The organism is Kitasatospora sp. NPDC088351 (assembly GCF_040685575.1).
Classification (GTDB): domain Bacteria; phylum Actinomycetota; class Actinomycetes; order Streptomycetales; family Streptomycetaceae; genus Kitasatospora.
This window is the reverse complement of record NZ_JBFBIL010000001.1, coordinates 262,834-282,302: the sequence shown is the minus strand read 5'-3', so window position 1 is coordinate 282,302 and position 19,469 is coordinate 262,834. Positions and strand designations below refer to the sequence as shown.

At 72.9% G+C, this 19,469-nt stretch carries 15 protein-coding genes and 1 pseudogene; 2 read left to right on the top strand and 14 right to left on the bottom strand.

The features are described 5' to 3' along the window. Positions 1 to 26: 26 nt before the first annotated feature. The 6 genes from topA to bldG all read right to left on the bottom strand — a co-directional run bounded on the left by topA (position 27) and on the right by bldG (position 7,815). Positions 27 to 2,915 (bottom strand): type I DNA topoisomerase, encoded by a 2,889-nt coding sequence (gene topA / locus AB0P06_RS01235; protein ID WP_363604114.1) that lies wholly within the window; start codon positions 2,913 to 2,915, stop codon positions 27 to 29. Positions 2,916 to 3,355: 440 nt separating this feature from the next. Beyond that, positions 3,356 to 3,817, bottom strand: a complete 462-nt coding sequence (locus tag AB0P06_RS01230; RefSeq protein WP_363604113.1) for a DUF3592 domain-containing protein — start codon at positions 3,815 to 3,817, stop codon at positions 3,356 to 3,358. Positions 3,818 to 3,993: 176 nt separating this feature from the next. After that, on the bottom strand, positions 3,994 to 5,526 hold the full coding sequence (locus tag AB0P06_RS01225; protein WP_363604111.1) for a methyltransferase: 1,533 nt from the start codon (positions 5,524 to 5,526) through the stop codon (positions 3,994 to 3,996). A 181-nt stretch (positions 5,527 to 5,707) separates the two neighbouring features. Beyond that, on the bottom strand, positions 5,708 to 6,445 hold the full coding sequence (locus AB0P06_RS01220; protein WP_363604110.1) for a small secreted protein: 738 nt from the start codon (positions 6,443 to 6,445) through the stop codon (positions 5,708 to 5,710). Between the two features lie 450 nt (positions 6,446 to 6,895). Further along, positions 6,896 to 7,315: an ATP-binding protein gene (locus tag AB0P06_RS01215; RefSeq protein ID WP_363604108.1), complete on the bottom strand. Its 420-nt coding sequence runs from the start codon at positions 7,313 to 7,315 to the stop codon at positions 6,896 to 6,898. A 158-nt stretch (positions 7,316 to 7,473) separates the two neighbouring features. After that, on the bottom strand, positions 7,474 to 7,815 hold the full coding sequence (gene bldG, locus AB0P06_RS01210; protein WP_148644090.1) for an anti-sigma factor antagonist BldG: 342 nt from the start codon (positions 7,813 to 7,815) through the stop codon (positions 7,474 to 7,476). A gap of 222 nt (positions 7,816 to 8,037) precedes the next feature. Between bldG and AB0P06_RS01205 the strand changes: the two genes are divergently transcribed. Then, a complete protein-coding gene (locus tag AB0P06_RS01205) occupies positions 8,038 to 10,458 on the top strand; it encodes a DEAD/DEAH box helicase (protein ID WP_363604107.1) in 2,421 nt (806 codons plus the stop codon). Positions 10,459 to 10,599: 141 nt separating this feature from the next. Here AB0P06_RS01205 and AB0P06_RS01200 read toward each other — a convergent pair. The 7 genes and pseudogenes from AB0P06_RS01200 to ssd all read right to left on the bottom strand — a co-directional run. Continuing rightward, a pseudogene (locus AB0P06_RS01200) lies at positions 10,600 to 10,983 on the bottom strand (Rv3654c family TadE-like protein); the annotation flags it as partial. Next, entirely contained in the window at positions 10,971 to 11,309 is a 339-nt protein-coding gene (locus AB0P06_RS01195; RefSeq protein WP_363604105.1) for a TadE family type IV pilus minor pilin, read from the bottom strand. The gene AB0P06_RS01195 and the pseudogene AB0P06_RS01200, both read right to left, overlap by 13 nt. A gap of 157 nt (positions 11,310 to 11,466) precedes the next feature. Beyond that, positions 11,467 to 11,679, bottom strand: coding sequence for a DUF4244 domain-containing protein (locus tag AB0P06_RS01190; protein WP_363604203.1), 213 nt, complete (start codon positions 11,677 to 11,679; stop codon positions 11,467 to 11,469). A 160-nt stretch (positions 11,680 to 11,839) separates the two neighbouring features. Continuing rightward, positions 11,840 to 12,433, bottom strand: coding sequence for a type II secretion system F family protein (locus tag AB0P06_RS01185; protein ID WP_363604104.1), 594 nt, complete (start codon positions 12,431 to 12,433; stop codon positions 11,840 to 11,842). Positions 12,434 to 12,681: 248 nt separating this feature from the next. After that, positions 12,682 to 13,422, bottom strand: a complete 741-nt coding sequence (locus tag AB0P06_RS01180) for a type II secretion system F family protein (protein WP_363604103.1) — start codon at positions 13,420 to 13,422, stop codon at positions 12,682 to 12,684. Positions 13,423 to 13,921: 499 nt separating this feature from the next. After that, a complete protein-coding gene (locus AB0P06_RS01175; RefSeq protein ID WP_363604202.1) occupies positions 13,922 to 15,091 on the bottom strand; it encodes a TadA family conjugal transfer-associated ATPase in 1,170 nt (389 codons plus the stop codon). A gap of 173 nt (positions 15,092 to 15,264) precedes the next feature. Next, positions 15,265 to 16,389, bottom strand: a complete 1,125-nt coding sequence (ssd, locus tag AB0P06_RS01170; RefSeq protein ID WP_363604102.1) for a septum site-determining protein Ssd — start codon at positions 16,387 to 16,389, stop codon at positions 15,265 to 15,267. Between the two features lie 691 nt (positions 16,390 to 17,080). Here ssd and AB0P06_RS01165 point away from each other — a divergent pair. Beyond that, positions 17,081 to 17,980: an HAD-IB family hydrolase gene (locus AB0P06_RS01165; RefSeq protein WP_363604100.1), complete on the top strand. Its 900-nt coding sequence runs from the start codon at positions 17,081 to 17,083 to the stop codon at positions 17,978 to 17,980. A 414-nt stretch (positions 17,981 to 18,394) separates the two neighbouring features. On the opposite strand, the gene AB0P06_RS01160 is transcribed toward AB0P06_RS01165, so the two are convergent. Then, a complete protein-coding gene (locus AB0P06_RS01160) occupies positions 18,395 to 19,288 on the bottom strand; it encodes an oxidoreductase (RefSeq protein ID WP_363604099.1) in 894 nt (297 codons plus the stop codon). Positions 19,289 to 19,469: the final 181 nt, after the last annotated feature.

Sequence of the window (19,469 nt, the reverse complement as noted above, 5' to 3'; positions counted from 1 at the left end):
GCGGGCCCGGTGCCACTGGCGGAGGGTCAGCCCTCGTCGGTGACGGTGGTCTTGCCCGCGGCGGCCTTCTTGGTGGCCGTCTTCTTGGCCGCGGCCTTCGCCGTCGTCTTGGTCGCCGTCTTCGTCGCCGTCGTCTTGGTGGCCGCGGTCTTGGCCGCCGCCGTCTTGGTGGCGGTGGCCTTCTTCGCGACCGTCTTCTTCGCGGTCGCCTTCTTGGCCGGGGCCTTCTTCGCCGTCTTCTTCACCGGTCCGCGCGCCCGCTTCTCGGCGAGCAGCTCGTAGCCGCGCTCGGGCGTGATGGTCTCGACCTCGTCGTCCTTGCGGAGCGTCGCGTTGGTCTCGCCATCGGTGACGTACGGCCCGAAGCGGCCGTCCTTGACCACCACCGGGCGCTCGCTGACCGGGTCGGTGCCCAGCTCCTTGAGCGGCGGCGCGGCGGCGGCCCGGCCGCGCTGCTTGGGCTGGGCGTAGATGGCCAGGGCCTCCTCGAGGGTGACCGTGAACATCTGCTCCTCGCTGGTCAGCGAGCGCGAGTCGGTGCCGCGCTTGAGGTACGGGCCGTAGCGGCCGTTCTGCGCGGTGATCTCCACGCCCTCCGGGTCCACCCCGACCACGCGCGGCAGCGAGAGCAGCCGAAGCGCGTCCTCCAGGGTGACGGTGTCCAGCGACATCGTCGTGAGGAGGGAGGCGGTGCGCGGCTTGACGGCGTTCTTGCCGGTCTTGGGCGTGCCCTCGGGCAGGATCTCGGTGACGTACGGGCCGTACCGGCCGTCCTTGGCGACCAGCATGTTGCCGCTGACCGGGTCCGGGCCGAGCTCGAAGTCCCCGCTGGGCTTGGCCAGCAGCTCCTCGGCCAGCTCGACCGTCAGCTCGTCCGGCGGCAGCTCGTCCGGGATGTCGGCGCGCTGGCCGGGCTCGCCGTCCACCACGGAGGCCCGCTCGACGTACGGGCCGTAGCGGCCGACCCGCAGCGTGATGTCGTCGCTGACCTTGAACGAGCTGATCTCCCGGGCGTCGATCGCGCCGAGGTCGGTGACCAGTTCCTTCAGCCCGCCCAGGTGGTCGCCGTCGCCGTTGCCGGCCTCGGCGGCACCGCCGGTGGCGTGGCCCTCGCCCTCACCGAAGTAGAAGCGCTTCAGCCACGGCACGGACTGCGCCTCGCCGGCCGCGATCCGGTCGAGGTCGTCCTCCATCTTCGCGGTGAAGTCGTAGTCGACCAGCCGGCCGAAGTGCTTCTCCAGCAGGTTGACCACGGCGAAGGAGAGGAACGACGGCACCAGCGCCGTCCCCTTCTTGAAGACGTAGCGGCGCCCGATGATGGTGTCGATGATCGAGGCGTAGGTGGAGGGGCGGCCGATCTCGCGGTCCTCCAGCTCCTTGACCAGCGAGGCCTCGGTGTAGCGGGCCGGCGGCTTGGTGGCGTGGCCCTCGGGGGTGAGCTGCTCGGCGGAGAGCGGATCCCCCTGGGTGACCTGCGGCAGGCGCCGCTCGCGGTCGTCCAGCTCGGCGTTCGGGTCGTCGGCACCCTCCACGTAGGCCTTGAGGAAGCCGTGGAAGGTGATGATCTTGCCGGAGGCGGAGAACTCGACGTCCCGGCCGTCCGAGGCGGCGCCACCGACCTTGACGGTGACGGACTGGCCGACCGCGTCCTTCATCTGGGAGGCGACGGTCCGCATCCAGATCAGCTCGTAGAGGCGGAAGTCGTCACCGCTCAGGCCGGTCTCGGCGGGGGTGCGGAAACGGTCGCCGGACGGGCGGACCGCCTCATGCGCCTCCTGCGCGTTCTTGACCTTGTTGGCGTAGGTCCGCGGCGCGTCCGGCAGGTAGTCGGCACCGTAGAGCTGGGTGACCTGCGCGCGGGCGGCCGCGATCGCGGTGTCCGACAGCGTGGTGGAGTCGGTACGCATATAGGTGATGAAGCCGTTCTCGTACAGCTTCTGGGCCACCTGCATGGTCCGCTTCGCGCCGAAGCCCAGCTTGCGGCTGGCCTCCTGCTGGAGCGTGGTGGTGCGGAACGGCGCGTACGGCGAGCGGCGGTAGGGCTTGGACTCGACGGCGCGCACCGCGAAGGCGGTCTGCTCCAGGGCGGCGGCCAGCGTACGGGCGGCCTGCTCGTCCAGGTGCAGCGTGTTCGCACTGGCGCTCTTCAGCCGGCCGTCCGAACCGAAGTCGCGGCCGCTGGCGATCCGCTTGCCGTCCACGGTGGCGAGCCGGGCGCCGAAGGTCTCCGGGTTGGCCGCGTCGGCGGGGGTGCGGCCGGTGCCGAAGGTGCCGACCAGGTCCCAGTAGGACGCGCTGCGGAAGGCCATCCGCTCGCGCTCGCGCTCGACCACCAGACGGGTCGCGACGGACTGCACGCGGCCCGCCGACAGCTTCGGCATGACCTTCTTCCACAGCACCGGCGAGACCTCGAAGCCGTAGAGACGGTCGAGGATGCGGCGGGTCTCCTGGGCGTCGACCAGGCGCTGGTTCAGCTCGCGCGGGTTGGCCACGGCCTCCTGGATCGCCGTCTTGGTGATCTCGTGGAACACCATCCGGTGCACCGGCACCTTGGGCTTGAGCACCTGCTGGAGGTGCCACGCGATGGCCTCGCCCTCGCGGTCCTCATCGGTGGCGAGGAAGAGCTCGTCGGACTCCGCGAGCAACGACTTCAACTTGCTGACCTGGGACTTCTTGTCCGCGTTGACCACGTAGATGGGCGCGAAGTCGTGGTCGACGTCCACGCCGAGGCGGCGTACCTCGCCGGTGTACTTGTCCGGTACCTCGGCCGCCGTGCTGGGCAGGTCGCGGATGTGCCCGACGCTCGCCTCGACGATGTAGCCGGGGCCAAGGTAGCCCTTGATCGTCTTCGCCTTGGCCGGCGACTCGACAATGACGAGTCGCTGTCCGTGCGCGGTCTCGCTGCTCGGGGACACCTTCGCTCTTCTCTCCCGGTCGTTATGTGAGCTGGTCGGCGCTGGCAGCACGGGCTGCGCTCCGCCCGACCCCTCCACCGTCCCGGGGCTGCCGCTGTACGACGACCCCACCAGCGGAGTGTGACCGTACCCCGGCCACCCTTGTCAAACGGACGGATCCCGCTTTTTCACCGGCTAGGCCGACCGACGCCACTCGAACGGTAACCCGATGATGGAGGATCGCGCCCCGTGGAGGGGGGCTTCGGCGGGTTCCGAAGGATGGAATGACGGATTTCAAAATCTGTCAACAAATAATCGGTGGGCCGCCCGTCACCCGGGACGGCCGGTGCGACGGCCGTCCACCGGCCCGTGACGGATCGTACGACGGCCGCCCGCCGGACCGCGCCGGCCCCCTACGACGGATGCCCACCGGACGGGCCGGACCGTACGACAGATGCCTGTCAGACCGTGCCGACGACAGCCAGCAGGCAGGCACCGGCGGCCAGGCTGCCGACGCCGAGCGAGCTCCAGAGCAGGTCCGTCAGCGCGACACGGCCCGTCTCGGCCGCCGCCAGCACCACCCGGGACGGGCGGCGCGGATCGTACGAGATCCGCACTGCGGTGCCGGGCGAGAAGCGGACCGGGCGGCGCAGCGGGGTGTGGCCGCGCGGCCGGGTGAGCACCGCCTCGGCGCACCGGCCCGCCCCGGGGCCGCCGACCGATGCCATCGCGGAGAAGGAGAGCAGCGGCGCGCTGTCGAGCTCGCCGTGTGCGTGGGCCTCGACGACCACGGTGGCGACCGCGGGCACGCCCCGGCGGCGCACGAGGTGGCGAAGGCGCACTTCGGCGGCGCACCAGAGAAGCAGGGCGCTGCCGAAGAGGGCGAGCACGATGCCGCCCACCGTCGCCGTCGTCGTCTCCAACCCCGCGCCCCCAGCCCTGTCCACAGCCTGTGGACAGAGCCTCACAGTCGGGGGCCAACGGGAGGCAGCCGCTCGGCGGCCGACGGACGAACCAGGGGGTACGGCGAGGTGAACCGGCCCCCGGTCCGAGCGGCCTGCCCGGGCCGGGGACCGCGGGACTCGTCAGTCCACGCTCGTCAGTCCACGGGCCGAATGAACCCCTGCTCGGTGAGCAGCCGCAGCGACTCCGGTACGCGGTCCCGCAGCACCACCCGGTCCTCTCCGAGCAACTGCGCGATGGCGTCGACGATCTCGCCGGCCGACAGCGTCCCGTCGCAGACCCCGACGAAGCCGGCGCCCACCGTGTCCACCTTGGTGGCGCGCCGCATGCCCCGGTTGTGCCGCAGGATCACGTGCTCCGGGTCCTCCGCCCCGGGCGCGCCGACCTGCTCCTGGACGACCTCGTCGGCCAGCACGTAGTGGGCCGCGAGCAGCCCCGCGTCGTCGTGCGTCCGCAGGTAGTCCTGCCGGTCGAACCACTCCTCGATGTGCGGACCGAGCGGCTGCTCGACCGGGTGCGGCCACTCCTCCACCCGGACGGTCGGCCGGTCGGCGCCGCCCGCGCGCAGCGTGATCCAGCCGAAGCCGATGCCCTCGACCCGGCCCGCCTCGAAGGCATCCAGCCACTCCCCGTACCGGGCCTGGTAGTCGCCGCCGGGGCCGCGGTGGTCGCCGCCGTCGCGCAGCCACAACTCGGCGTACTGGGCGACGTCCTGAACCTCCCGCTGGACGATCCAGGCGTCCAGGCCGGTGCCCGCGACCCAGCCGGCCAGCCGGTCGTGCCAGTCCTCGCCCTTGACGTGCTGCCAGTTGGCGAGCAGCTGGCAGTAGCCGCCGGGCTCCAGATGGGCGGCGGCCGTGCGGACCAGGCTGCGGCACAGGTCGTCGCCGGCCATCCCGCCGTCCCGGTAGGTGAAGCGGCCCGCGGGCGAGATCACGAACGGCGGGTTGGAGACGATCAGGTCGAACTTCCGCTCCCCGACCGGCTCGAAGAGGCTGCCTACGGCGGTCTCGGTGTTGTCAAAACCGGAGAGCGCGAGGGTCAGTTCGGTGAACCGCAGGGCGCGGGGGTTGAGGTCGGTGGCGGTGACCCGCTGGGCGTGCCGGGCGGCGTGCAGCGCCTGCACACCGGAGCCCGAACCGAGGTCCAGGGCGGCCCGGACCGGCCGGCGCACGGCGAGGTTGGCCAGCGTGGTGGACGCGCCGCCCACCCCGAGCACCAGATCCTTGCGGGCCACTCCCTGCGCGGTCTCACCGGAGCCGATCCCGCCCGCGCCGCCGACCGCGCAGCCCAGGTCGGAGACCACCCAGGCGTCCGAACTCGGCAGGCCGGCGACCTCATTGGCGTACGGACGGATGTCCACGGTGGCTCGCACCAGGTCGCCGTCCGGACGCAGCCAGCCGTCGGCCAGGCAGTCCTCGACGGGCAGGGCGGCAGCGGCCGCCCGGTACGGGACGGGCTGCTGCAACAGGAAAAGCCGCACCAGCGTCTCCAGCGGGCTGCCGCCGCGGGTGGCGCGCAGCGCCGGGACCGCCTCGCTGCGGGCCAGCGCCGCGTACCCGGTGGGCCCGAGCAGGCCGAGGCAGCCGTCGGCGGTGTACGAGGCGGCGAGCAGTGCCTCGCGCAGTTTGGCGAGGCGGGTCTGGTCGAGAACGGGGCTACTGATCACCCCGCCATTGTCTCCCGACCCGCCGCCGCCGACCGCTCGCCGGGCCACGCCCGAACGGGCCCGCCTGGGCAGGCCTCAACGGATCTCCATGGGTCTCAGTGAGTCTCAGTGAGTCTCAACGGGTCTCCGCAGTCAGCGGCCCCGGCGGCCCCGGCGAGTCTCGACAGGTCCCCAGCGGACCTCAGCTCGCCGAGGGGGCGGGTGCGGGCGGGGTCGACGCCGCACCCGTGTCCGTCCCGGTGGGGCTCGTGGCCGGGCTCGTGCCGTCCGTGGCGCCGGGGGCGGGCGTTCCGCCGGCGCCGTCGGTGGCCGGGGCACCGCTCGCCGGGGCGTCAGTGGCCGGGGTGCCGCTCGCCCCGGTGGTCGGGGCCGCACCGGCCGCGCCCGGCTTGCAGCCCTCCTGCTTGGCCATCGCGGCACCGAGCTCGCCGCGCTGCAGCTTGGCCTGCGCCTGGGTGGACAGCGAGGCCAGCTGCTGCACCTGGTCGGCGACGCTGCGCAACCCGTCCGCGAACTTCGCCTGGTCCGTATTGGGCAGCGCGTCCACCTTCTTCTGGACGTCCAGGTAGCCGTCCGCCGCCTTGTTGAGCTCCGCGACGGTGTCCTTCTGGAGGTTCGCCCCGTCGTCCACCTTGGGCGCTCCGGCCGAGTTGATGGCCGCGGCGATGTCCTGGTTGGTCTTGGCCAGGCGGCCTATGTCCGTCGAGAGCCGCTTCTGCAGGTCGCCCGGGGCCTCGCCGGTCTTCACCTGGCCGGTGTCCGCGAGTGCCGTCTGCGCCTGGGCGATCGGGTCCTTGGCCGCGCCACAGACGTTCGCCGCCCAGGACTCCAGCTGCTTGCTGTTGTCGTCGCCGCAGCCGACGGCGCCGAACGCGAGCAGCGCGCCGAGCGCGGGTACGGCCAGCAGTCGCTTGTTCACCGGAGAAGCCCTTTCGGTTTCGGTCGTCGAACTGCGAACCTACACGGCCGCCGCACCGCCCCCGGTTCCCGCCCGTATTCGGCCACCCGCTCCGCGCCGGGCGCCGGTTCGGGCCCGCCCACCCCGGATTCGGACCGCCTGCCCAGTCGTCTGCCCCGCCCACAGCCCCCGGGCACCGGTACGGACGGCAGCGCGAGACCGTCCCGGTCCGGCCAGAACGCCGAGCAATGGCATCAGCGCCGGGGAGGCGGTCGAGAGCAGGCACCGGCTCAGAGCAAGGCAAGGCACGACAGCGAGCCGTGAACAGATACCCGGACCAGCGCTCGGTCGGCCGGTACCCGGCAGGTCGGCGTTCGGCGGGTCAGTGCTTCGCGGGTCAGTGCTTCGCGAGCCGGTGCTTCGCGAGCCGGTGCTTGGCGGGCCGGGACCCAACGAGCCGACGCCGCTGGATCAGACCGTCACCGCGTCGACCGAAACCGGCCAACTCATCCGGATCAGGCCGCCACCGGCTCCGCTGGTGACCTCCAGGTCCTCGACCAGGCCGGTGATGACGGCGAGGCCCAGGGTGTCCTCGTCCGGGTCCGCGCCCTCGGTCGCACCCGGAGGCGGGACGGTAGCGGGACCGGCTTCGTCCTCGACCTCGATGAGGAAACGCTTCTCCTGGTCGGTGAGCGCCACCCGGACCGCGCCGGTGATGCCACCACGCTGGTGCAGGCCGACGGCACGGGAACACGCCTCACCCACGGCGAGCCGCACCTCGTCGAGCACCGACTCGTCGACGCCGGCACGTCTGGCGACTGCCGCGGCGACCAGCCGGGCCGTACGCACGTGCTCGGGAAGCGCGCTGAATCGAAGTTCGACGGTTGCCATCTCTCCCCCTCGGGGTACTCCGACCGGGGCCGACCATGCGGCCCGTACGGGCCGGTCTCCACCGGCCCCGGGGCGACCGGAGGCGACCGGGGCACAGGGCCCCGGGCACCCCGGACGCGTGAATCGGGCGGGCCGGCCGCTGGGCCGGCCCGGCCGCGTCAGTCGGTCGAGTTGACCGCGTCGTCCACCGAGGTGTGGATCGGGAAGACCTTGGTCAGGCCGGTGATACGGAAGATCTTCAGGATGCGCTCCTGGTTGCACACCAGGCGCAGCGAGCCCTCGTGGGCGCGCACTCGCTTGAGACCGCCCACCAGCACGCCCAGACCGGTCGAGTCGAGGAAGTCCACGCCCTCCATGTCGACGACGAGGTGGTAGTTGCCGTCGTTGACGAGCTCGACCAGCTGCTCGCGCAGCTTCGGGGCGGTGTACACATCGATCTCGCCGCCAACCTCGACGACCGTGCGGTCGCCGACTGTACGGGTCGACAGGGACAGGTCCACGGAACCTCCAGCACCTTGCCTTGCTACGTCATTGCGATCCTCGGCCGGACGGCCGTCACCGCATGGTCACGAACGCCGGACACACCCAGCCAACGCGTGGCGAGCCTCAGCGCTGCGACCCCCGGCCGTACGGCCGTCACGGCCACATTCAACCACCTGCGACCATGCCCGCACGATGGCTTACGACGATTCTGCGTCACGCCGGTGACACACTGGGTCCTCATGCCGCCCCGACACAGCCTGCCCGAGGCACTGCTCACGACCCTGTCCACCACCAGGGGGCGGTCCGACCGACTCACCCATACGGAGCACCTTCCCGCCCGACCCGCCCGTTATTCGCCGTGGCCCGACTCGATCCGGCCCGAGATCGTGGCCTCCGCCCTGGCTCTGGGCGTGGAGCAGCCCTGGGCTCATCAGGCAGAAGCGATGAATCTGGCCAAATCCGGCCATACTGTGGTGATCGCCACAGGCACCGCTTCGGGCAAGTCGCTCGGCTACCTGGCCCCGGTGCTCAGCGACCTGCTGGACGGCACCGAGGCCCGCAACGGGCGCGGTGCCACCGCCCTGTACCTGGCCCCCACCAAGGCGCTCGCCGCCGACCAGCGCCGCCGGGCCGCCGAGCTCGCCCCGCCCCGGGTCCGGCCCGCCCTCTACGACGGCGACACACCGCCCGAGGAACGCGAGTGGGTGCGCCAGTACGCCTCGTACGTGCTCACCAACCCGGACATGCTGCACCGCGGCATCCTGCCCGCCCATCCGCGCTGGGCCTCCTTCCTCAAGGCGTTGCGGTACGTGGTCGTCGACGAGTGCCACAGCTACCGGGGCGTGTTCGGCTCGCACGTCGCCCAGGTGCTGCGGCGGCTGCGCCGGATCTGCGCCCGGTACGGTTCCACGCCCACGTTCCTGCTCGCCTCGGCCACCACCGCGGACCCGGCCGCCACCGCCCGACGGCTCACCGGACTGCCCGCCGAGGCGGTCACCGAGGACGGTTCTCCGCGCGGCCCGGTGGTCTTCGGACTCTGGGAGCCGCCGCTCACCGAGAACGTCGGCGAGCACGGCGCGCCCGTCCGGCGGACGGCCACGGCCGAGGCCGCCCACCTGTTGACCGACCTGGTCGAGAACCAGACCCGCACCGTCGTGTTCGTCCGTTCCCGCCGGGCCGCCGAACTCGTCGCGCTCCAGGCCCAGGACCGGCTCGGGCGCCCGCTCGCCGACCGGGTGGCCGCCTACCGAGGCGGCTACCTCGCCGACGAACGCCGGGCCCTCGAACGCGATCTGCACACCGGGCGACTGCTCGGACTCGCCTCCACCTCCGCTCTCGAACTCGGCGTCGACATCTCCGGTCTGGACGCCGTCCTGATGGCCGGCTACCCCGGTACCCGGGCCTCGCTCTGGCAACAGGCCGGACGGGCCGGGCGCGAGGCCCAGGGCGCGCTCGCCGTCCTGATCGCCCGTGACGACCCGCTGGACACCTATCTGGTGCACCACCCCGAGGCGCTGTTCGCCACACCTGTCGAGGCCACCGTGCTCGACCCCGACAATCCGCACGTCCTGGCCCCGCATCTGTGTGCCGCGGCCGCCGAACTTCCGCTCACCGATGCCGACCTGGACCTCTTCGGCCCCTCCGCCGCCCCGCTGCTGCCCGTCCTGGAACGGCGCGGTCTACTGCGCCGGCGCAGCGACGGCTCCTGGTACTGGACCCGCCGTGAACGCGCCGCCGACGCCGTCGACCTGCGTGGCAGCGGGGGCAACCCGGTGCAGATCGTCGAGTCCCCGACCGGCCGTCTGCTCGGCACCGTGGACGCCTCCGCCGCCCACACCACCGTCCACACCGGAGCCGTCCACCTCCACCAGGGGCGCAGCTACCTCGTCCGGGAGCTCGACCTGGAAAGCTCGGTCGCTCTGGTCGAACCGGCCGACCCGCCCTACACGACGGCCGCCCGCGACATCACCTCCGTCTCCGTGCTCTCCACCGACACCTCGGTCGAGTGGGGCGAGGGCCGGCTCAGTTTCGGTTCGGTGGAGGTGGTCAACCAGGTGGTCGGCTACCTCCGCAAGCGGATCTCGACCGGGGAGATCATGGGCGAGACCAAGCTCGACCTGCCGCCCCGCACACTGCGCACCCGCGCGGTCTGGTGGTCCGTCACCGAGGCCCAGCTGCTCGACGCGGACATCCCGCTCGACCAGCTCCCCGGTGCCGCCCACGCCGCCGAGCACGCCTCGATCGGCCTACTGCCGCTGTTCGCCACCTGCGACCGCTGGGACATCGGCGGCGTCTCGGTGCCGCTGCACCCCGACACCCAGTTGCCCACCGTGTTCGTCTACGACGGCCACCCCGGCGGGGCCGGCTTCGCCGAACGCGGTTTCCAGCGGGCCGTGCAGTGGCTGACGGCCACCCGGGAGGCGATCGCGGCCTGCGAGTGCGAGCGGGGGTGCCCGTCCTGCGTGCAGTCGCCCAAATGCGGCAACGGGAACGACCCGCTGGACAAGGCTGCCGCCATCCGGCTGCTGGACGTGCTGCTCGCCGGAGCCCCGACGACGGACCAGGACGCCGGCACCGGGAGAGCCGGGGCCGGCAGCAGGACGCACGACGGGGAGGGCGAGAAGGACGGCGGGGACGGGCGCCGGGAAGCCAGCCGGTAGGCCCGGTCCGGCGCCAGGGGCTCGTGAGCCACCCGCCTTCGCGTCGAGGCTCTCCTCCGCCGGACCGGTCACCGCCCGGACCGGTCCGGCGCGGGCCCGGGCACGCGCCGGACCGACCGGCAGATGCACAGGCACTCCCCGGACCGGTACCTCTGCCACCACCTCAACGGCGTCCGCCTCCCGGTCCACCGCGCAGAACACCACCGTGGCCCCCTGAGCGGCGGCGATCCCGGCCGCTCGGCCGCATCCGCCGTCCTGGTCCAGGAGCAGCCGGTCGGCCGCCGCGAGGGCCGCCAGATCGGCGGCGGCCTCCGCCCGGTGCCGGGCCCCGACCACCGCGCCGACCGAGAGGATCGCGGAGAACACCGCGCAGCCGAGCACCGCGAACGCGACCAGCCAGACCGTCGCGGAGCCTGTGTCCGGCCCGCGACCTGCCGCCGCCGCCCGGGCGGCACAGGTGGTACGGGCCCTGCGGGCGCACGCACCGCGGCGCACTGTTGCCGCGACGCGGCTCAGGACGGCCATGACCCGGCACCTCCGCCGCCCACCAGGGTGTCCTCCCGCGCCGCCACAGCGGTGGCGCTCAGCCGGACGGAGAGCACGGCGGCGAGCCTCCCAGGGCCCGCGCACGGCGCGTCCACGGTGACCCGCACCGTGTCGGTCTCCACGCCGACCTGCACCGCCGCCCCGGGTGGGGCGGCCGAGCGGGCGATCTCGGCAGCATCCGGCTCGCCGCGCGCGGCCGCCCTGGCCCCGACACGAGCCGCGTCCACGCAGCGGATCTGGGCGGCCGCCGCGAGTACACCCCAGATCAGCATCGCGGCAAGCAGTACCAGTGCCGGCAGCGCCACCGCGGTCTCCGCCGTGGCGAAGCCCGCGTCGCCACGACCGCGTTGCCGACGAGCCCGCCCAGTCCGGGGACGGGGACGGGGTTGGTGCCAGGTTCGGGTTCGGGTTCGGGTTCGGGTTCGGGAACGGCGGGGGAGCGGCCAGGCCACCGATAGTCCGTCAGGTCGCATGAAGCGCCCGGTCCAGGAGCTCGGTCAGCGCGCCGATGACGGCCGAACTGGTCACCACCTTGTACAGGCCGGCGGCGAAAGCACACGCCCCGAGCGTGCCGACCGCGTACTCGGCCGTGGTCATTCCAGCGTCCGATCCGGCCCTGGCGCGAACCGCCCGACGGATCTGTCCGGTCGCCCAGCGGCCTCTACGACGGCACATCCCCAGCAGGTCCCGATGCGCGCGTCCGACAGCGGGCCCGGGAACGATCACTACAGCCATGAATCTCTCCTTGATGATGATGGATTGGCACGAAACCGCGCTTCAGAACGAACAGCCTCGACCAACAACTCGAATAGAAATAAGCATTCTTGAGGTCTCGTCACATCGACTGCGCAAAGCGCGCGGTGAGCCCGATAACCACCGGAACAACGCTGATCAGTACGAACGCCGGCAGGAAGCAGAGCCCGAGCGGCGCCGTGGCGAGTACTCCGGCGCGGCGGACACGGACGTGCGCCGCTCGCGCGGCCGCTTTCCGGTGGCCGTGCGCGAGCCCGACGAGCGGCTCGGCCACCGGCGCCCCGCTGAGGCTCGTCCGGGCCAGGCAGCGGGCCAGTGGCGCCAGCGCCGGGCGTTCCTCGCCCAGCCTGCTCCAACAAGTCTCCGGCGGTGCGCCCAGGGCCAGTTCGGCCGCGATCGCGCCCAACCGGGGCCCCATCGGGGCACCCACACTCCGGCCGACAGCCGCGACCGCCACAGCCGGCGAAGCAGCCGATCCGAGACAAGCCGCCAGCAGCTCGGCCGTCAGTGGAAGTTGCCGGGTGAGCCGCTCCTCCTCCAGTACGGACCGCCGCTCCACCGGGGACCGCGCCCGAGGCAGCCACCGGTTCAGCCCGAAGGCCAGCAGGACGCCCGCCACCAGGCCGACGCCACCGCCGACCATCAGGGCCGCACCGAGTGCCGTGCAGCTCACCACCGCCAGGTGCTGTGCACGGCCGGCGGCATCGGGACTTCGCGCCGTCGCCCCGGCCCGGCGGCCCGGGCGGCTCCCGGCGAGTCGCCCGGCCTGTCCGCTACGCGGCCGGGCCCGAGGTCGAGGCCGCCCCCGGGGCCGGAACCACACCGCCGCCCTCCGTCGGCCCCGGTGCCGAGCCACCCGCCACCACAGGAGCGATGCTCCCACCGCCATGGCCGACCCCCAGCCGGCCCATTCGGCTTCCCCGGTCACCCCGACATCACCTCCGCCCGGAACGATCCGCTGGGCCGGCCGGGACGGGCTCGCGTCCGCGAGATCCCACACCGCCATCCACCGCCGTCCCGCCGCTCGTCGGGCCCGGGCCTCGCCGCGGCCCGGCGACCGTTCTGGGGAGCCTCCAGAACGCCCTGTGAGGCACTCCGGACGATGCGCGACGTCCACGCCAGGCCCAGCCATTCCAGCACCGCGCCTACGGCCAGGCAGGCGAGCCCGGCGGGGGTGTGGAGCAGAACGTCCACCGGCCGGGCCCCGAGCGCCACGCCGAGCAGCAATCCGGCCGCAGGCAGGACAGCCAGAACCGCGATCGTCGTCCGCGGCCCGGCCAGCTCGCCGGCGATCTCCTCGGCCAGCGCGCGCTCGCCGCGCAGCGCCTCGGCAACCCGGTCCAGCCCGGTGGCCAGGCCCGAACCGCTGTCGGAGGCGACCCGCCAGCAGGCGGCGATCGCGGTCGCCCCACTCCCGCCCGGCAGCTCGGCGAGCAGTTGGAACGCCGAGGGCACGTCCCCTCCGTATCGGCCGGCCGCCAGCCGCGCCACGGGCTCCTCGCCGATCCGGCGCAGCATCTCGCGATCGGCGGCGATGCGCGCGGTGACCACGTGCAGCGCCTGCTCCGGTGTCGCCCCGCTCCGCAACTCCCCCGCCAGCCCGGCGCAGAGCTCCACCACCGCCCCGGCCCGCTGCCGGGCCTGCGCCTCCGTGCCGCGCTGCAACCGCCATCGTCGAAGCGGGAGGACAGCCAACGCGGCGGCGAGCGATGGCACGGGCGACGCCGTCGCCTGCCCGGCCGCCAACCCTCCTGGCAGAAGAAGCAGTTCTGGTGTCAGCCAGGCCCATCGGCGAAGCGCCGGCACCCCTGATCCGGGGGCGGCCGAACGTCGGCGAGCCACCATACGACCGCCGCCGTCGCCCCCATCTCCTCCCCCTCCTCCGCCAGGATCGCCGGCCAGCAGAAGCCCGTGCCGCCGGACGCCCGCCACCTGTCGCTGCAATGAGCGCCAGCCCGCCAGCGCCACCACACAGAGCACCAACGTCCAGCACAAGGCAATCTGATGAATCGTCATGTCAAATCCCTCTTTCTTCCGGGTCGGCCATTCCTGCCCCGTACCCCGAGCAGCGTCAGGGCGCCGACCACACATCCGCACAGCAGCAGGACGAACGCCACCTCCGCCGGCCGGACGCTCGCACCCGCCAGCGCCGCCGCCTCCGCCGTCACGGCGGACCGTCCGTGAGCGTCACCCCGCGCGTCGCGAGCAGCCGGACGAGCCGCTCCCAGCCCGCCCCGGGCACCGTGGCTCCGTCCGCCGTGAACGTCACCGCCGGGGTGGTGACGGCCAGACCTTCGCGGTCGCCGGCCAGTGTGTGGATCTCGGCAACCCTCCGCCGGCCGGTTCCCGGGTCCCTCACCAGGTGCACCACCAGGTCGAGTGCGGCCCGGAGTTGGCTGTGCAGCGACGGCCGGTCGAGCCCCGCGAGCGACCCGAGCGCCTCCAGCCGGACCGGGACGTCCGCCGCCGTGTTCGCGTGGACGGTCCCGCAACCGCCCTCGTGCCCGGTGTTCAACGCAGCCAGCAGATCCGAGACCTCAGCCCCTCGGACCTCACCGATGACCAGCCGGTCGGGGCGCATCCGCAGCGCCTGGCGGACGAGATCCCGCAGGGTGAGTTCGCCGAGCCCCTCCTGATTGGGCGGCCGGCTCTGCAGACGGACCACATGCGGATGAGCCGGTTGCAGCTCGGCGGAATCCTCGGCGACGACGATCCGCTCGGTCGGTTCGGCCAGGCCGAGCAGTGCCGCCAGCAGGGTGGTCTTGCCCGTCCCGGTGCCGCCGCTGACCAGCAGGGACAGCCGCGCCCGCAGGATCCCGGCCAGGAGTTGGGCACCGCCCGCCGGCAGTGCCCCACCGGCCACCAACTCGTCGAGCGTGAACGGACGGGGCCGGCAGACCCGCAGGGAGATGTGGGTGCAACCGGCCGCGATCGGCGGCAGCACCGCGTGCAGCCTGGTGCCGTCCGGCAGTCGGGCGTCCACCCAGGGCCGGGCGTCGTCGAGCCGCCGCCCGGCCGCGGTGGCGAGCCGGTGGGCCAGCCGCCGTACCGCGTCCGCGTCGACGAAGCGGACCCCGGTGGCCCGCCGTAGGCCGCTACCCCGGTCAACCCACACCTCGTCCGGGCCGTTGACCAGAACATCCGTGACACCGGGCGCCGACAGCAGCCGGTCCAGCGGGCCCGCACCCACCAGTTCGGCCCGCAGCGAGCGCACGGTGTCCAGGACTTCGCCGCCACCGAGCGGGGGCCGGGTGGCCCGCAGTGCGGCCGCGACGGACCCGGCCGTCGGAGCGGCCCCCGACTCGGCCAAGCGCAAGCGCACGGCGTCCACCAGCGCCGCCGTCCGTTCCTCCCTGGCCGTCCGCCCATAGGGGTGCGGCTCCGGCCGCGATTCCGGCTCCGGCGGCCGGGCGTTCGCCGCCACGCTCCTGAGCGGCCGGTGCTCGCGCACATAGCCCCGGCGGCTTTCAGCGCTGCCCACGACGCGGTTTCCACGCAGACGGACCATCAGTACACCCCTCCTCCGGCCACCGGCACCGGCGGCAGCACCTCGTCCAGAAAGGTCTCGCAGAACCGCGCGAGCGGACCGTTCTCACGGATCCCGGGCGGCACACCCTTCTCGACATCGGCGGCCAGCCCGGGCTCCGGATCCAGCTCTCCCGCGAGTTCGAGCCGAAGCCCCCGGGCGATCCGGCGGGCCGGGAGGCCGAAGGGCCGCAGCGGGCGCACCACCACCCGTACGTCGCCGAGCCGCATGCGGGCCGCTGCCGCGACCCGGTCGGCGGCCGCCACCGCGCGCAGTTCGGCCGGCACCACCAGCAGTGCCAGGTCGGACTGTTCCAGCGCCTGCCCGGCCGCCGGATCGAGGTGGCGCGGTACGTCGATCACCACGAGGCCGCCGCGTCGGCGGGCGGCGGCCAGCACACTGCGCATGGCCTCGGGCGGCACGGTCAGGGTGTCGCCACGGTCCCAGGACAGGCAGGACAGGGCCGTCAGCCGCTTCAGGACCGGCAACGCCTTGGCCAGCTCGGCACCGCTGACCCGGCCCCGCGAACCGGCCAGGTCGGGCCAGCGCAGACCACCGGCCGCCTCCCCGCCGAGCAGGATGTCGAGCCCGCCGCCGAGCGGATCACCGTCGATGAGTATGGTCCGGCGGCCGGTCCGCGCGGCCGTGGCCGCGAGCGCGCAGGCCAGGGTGGAGGCACCGGCACCGCCCCGGCCTCCGAGGACCGAGAGGGTGAGCGCCGGTGTCCCGACGCCTTCGGCCGCGTCCGCGATCCGGTCGAGCAGCCAGGCCTCGGCGTCGGGCAGGAACAACACGTGCTCGGCGCCGAGTTGGACGGCCCTGACCCACACCTCGGGGTCGTCCAGGTCCAGTCCGAGCAACAGCACCCCGTTGCGGCGGGGCAACCCGGCACACCGGTCGGCCTGGTCGTCCCCGACCAGCACGAGTGACGAGCCCTCCCAGAGCCCGCGCGGCGGCGAGGCTCCCCGGATCAGCTGGGGTTCGGTGCCGGCGGCCGCGCAGAGCCGCAGCAGGTGCTCTGCCAGGCCCTCGTCCTCGGTGACGACGAGCGGGCCGGTGGCCTCGGGGCCGTCGGCGGCGGTGTGGTCGGCGGTGGGTGTCGACATGGCGCTCTCCCCTGTGCGGCGCCCGTCCGCACGGAGCGGTCCGGGCGCACATCCGGATGGTCCCGGCAGGCGGTTGCCCGGCCCGCCCCGCAGGACGAGCCCGGCAACCGCTGCCGACCACCACGGTGGAGCGCGATCGGGGTTGCGTCAGCCCGGTTCCGAATCCCTGTGGACAACTCGGGGCTGTGGATAACTACGTTCACCCGGGCGGGGGGCTATTGAGCAAAGAATTGACGAAACGGGCTCACCGAGAAGAACCGGCACGCGGCTCACACGATCCCCGGCCGACGTCGGCCGACCTCACTTCGGGACGTCTGCGAGGCCTATTCGGCGCGCCGCCGGGCCATCGACAACTGAGAGTAATCAGCAACGCAGAGTGACGAAATCTGATCCCTGGACGCCCGCCCCGACACCCCTTGTACGTGCCGCACGGACCATCGGCGGCATCCTCGGAGCGAGGCTTTCAAACCCTGAAAATGGCCCCGGACGTGCGACGACCCCCGCCGGGGGGGAGAGCGGGGGTCGTCTATCCACAGCCCGACTCGGGGGGGAGGAGCCGGACCGGGTTAGCACGGTCGCGAACGATCCGTGACTTCCATGGTGTACCCGAGCGGCCAGAAACACAAACCCGCGCGCCCACGAGTACACCGAATGGCGGGGTGTTTTGCGGTGCCCTCTATCCTCGGTTCCCGTGGACACCACCGAGAACGCCGACGAGTACGCCGACGAGTCCCCGAACGGCACCACCAGGACCGGCGGGGCCTCCTCACCCGCCCGTCCGCGGACGGGCGGCCCGCGCACAGCGGCCTTCTTCGACCTGGACAAGACCATCATCGCCAAGTCGAGCGCGCTGGCTTTCAGCCGGCCTTTCTACCAGGGCGGTCTGATCAACCGTCGGGCCGTACTCCGCAGTGCGTACGCCCAGTTCGTCTTCCTGGTCGGCGGAGCGGATCACGACCAGATGGAGAAGATGCGCGAGTATCTCTCCGCGCTCACCCGGGGCTGGAACGTCCAGCAGGTCCGCGAGATCGTCGCCGAGACCCTGCACAACCTGATCGATCCGATCATCTACGACGAGGCCGCCTCCCTGATCGAGCAGCACCATGCGGCCGGCCGCGACGTGGTGATCGTCAGCAGTTCCGGTTCCGAGGTGGTCGAGCCGATCGGCGCCCTGCTCGGCGCGGACCACGTGATCGCCACCCGGCTGAAGATCGAGGACGGTTGCTACACCGGCGAGATCGAGTACTACGCCTACGCCGAGAACAAGGCGGCGGCCATCCGGGAGTTGGCCGAGGTCGAGGGCTACGACCTCGCCGCGTGCTACGCCTACAGCGACTCGTCCACCGACCTGCCGCTGCTGGAGGCGGTGGGTCACCCGTCCGCGGTCAACCCGGACCGCGCCCTGCGCAAGGAGGCGGTGGCCCGCGAGTGGCCGGTACTGGTCTTCGACCGCCCGGTGGAACTGCGGCGGCGGCTCCCGGAGTTCTCGGCACCGAGCGGCTCCGTCCTGACGGCCGTGGCCGTCGGCACGGCCGTGCTGACCGCCGGGGTGATCTGGTACGCGGCCAGGCGTCGGCGGCCGGCGGCCTGACCTCTCTCCGGGCCTGACGCCCGCCGCTCCAGGACGGCAGGGCCGGCCCGCCTAGGACAAAACGGTCAAAAGGCGAAGACTTCTCATTTCGGGTTCCCCTTTCGCCCAAAACGCGATACAAATGAAGCACGGCCCGCGAGACCCGGTCAGGACCTAAGAGGTCAAACCGACAACGCAGTTCAGGCCACACGGACCGCGCGTACGGATAACTGAGCACCCACATGCAGCCGACCCGCTGTCGGGCCGCCGCACCAGACGAACGGGCAGGATCCCCGTCTGATGGGCACTTCCGGTGCATGCATGGTCACCCGGCATCTGTACCAGCGGCGGCACCCGGCAGGATCGAGTGCCGCCGCATCTTCCGCCTCCTCGGACCCGGGCCTCACGGCCCGGGTCCGTCGCGTCGGGCCCGGCTCAGACCATGCCGCGCTGCATCGCCTCGCAGACCGCCGTACTCTCCCGCACGCCCAGGCGCAGCGCCCGGCCGCAGTGGCCGATCCAGTCCGCCAGCCCCTCCGGGGTGCCCGCCAGATAGCCGGCCAGCGACCGCCGGTAGGCGTCCGTGCCCAGTTCCGCCAGGCCGACTTCGACCGGACAGATCGCCTTCGGGTCGAGCCCCTCGGCGATCAGTACGATCCGCTGCGCGGCGCGCGCGATCACGCCGTTGTGGGAGGCGAACGGCCGCAGCGCCAACAGCTCCCCGTGCACCACCGAGGCCACCACCAGGGCCGGCGTCCCCACCCCCTGCCCCTCCCCGCGGGCGATCAGCAGCCGGGAGAGCTGGTCGAGCCGGGCGGCCACCTCGTCGGCCCCGGGGGCTGGAGACAGTTCGGCCACCGGCCCGCCGGTCGCGGCCTCGACCTCGACGCTCTCCACCGGCTTGAGCTCCAACGGGAACAGCGCCTCGGCGGTCTCCCCGGACTGTCGCGGCCGCCCGGCCGACGCGTCGGCGTCGCCGACCGCCAGCAGGTGCAGCCGGGCCAGCACCTGAAGCGGCGAGTGCCGCCAGGCGCTCAGCAGCTGACCGGCCTCGGCGGCGATCCGCAGGGCCGCGCCGACCGTCCGGGCATCGGGGTCCGCGCCGAAGTCGCTGCGCCTGCGAACCTCCTCCAGCGGCCAGTCCGCCCCGGCCAGTGCCGCCGAGGCACGGGCGCCGCGCAGCGCCGACTCGGAGGTGACCTCGGCCGCGCGGCGGCGCATCACCCGGTGACCGTAGAGGCGGTCGACGGCCTTGCGCACCTCGGCCACCGCGTCGGGCACTCCGGGGAGCTGGGCCAGCGGGGCGAGGGGATCTGTTCCAGTGCTCACCTACCCGAGAGTAATGAACGGAGGGCATTTCCCGGAACAGCAACCCCATATCACCCGTTCGAGGCAATCCTCACTTCCCTTCGACGAGGAACCCGAAACCCTGGATAGCATGGCCACTATCGGAGACGATAACGGTTTCCAGGTTTGGGGACCGTCGACCTCGGCGCACGAGGCCGCGAGC

What these genes read in the sequence shown, in the direction of transcription:
- AB0P06_RS01215 (WP_363604108.1), bottom strand. Translation starts at nt 7,315, where the DNA reads ATGGCAACCGTCGAACTTCGATTCAGCGCGCTTCCCGAGCACGTGCGT.
- ssd (WP_363604102.1), bottom strand. Translation starts at nt 16,389, where the DNA reads ATGTCGACACCCACCGCCGACCACACCGCCGCCGACGGCCCCGAGGCC.
- AB0P06_RS01205 (WP_363604107.1), top strand. Translation starts at nt 8,038, where the DNA reads ATGCCGCCCCGACACAGCCTGCCCGAGGCACTGCTCACGACCCTGTCC.
- AB0P06_RS01190 (WP_363604203.1), bottom strand. Translation starts at nt 11,679, where the DNA reads ATGTGCCGTCGTAGAGGCCGCTGGGCGACCGGACAGATCCGTCGGGCG.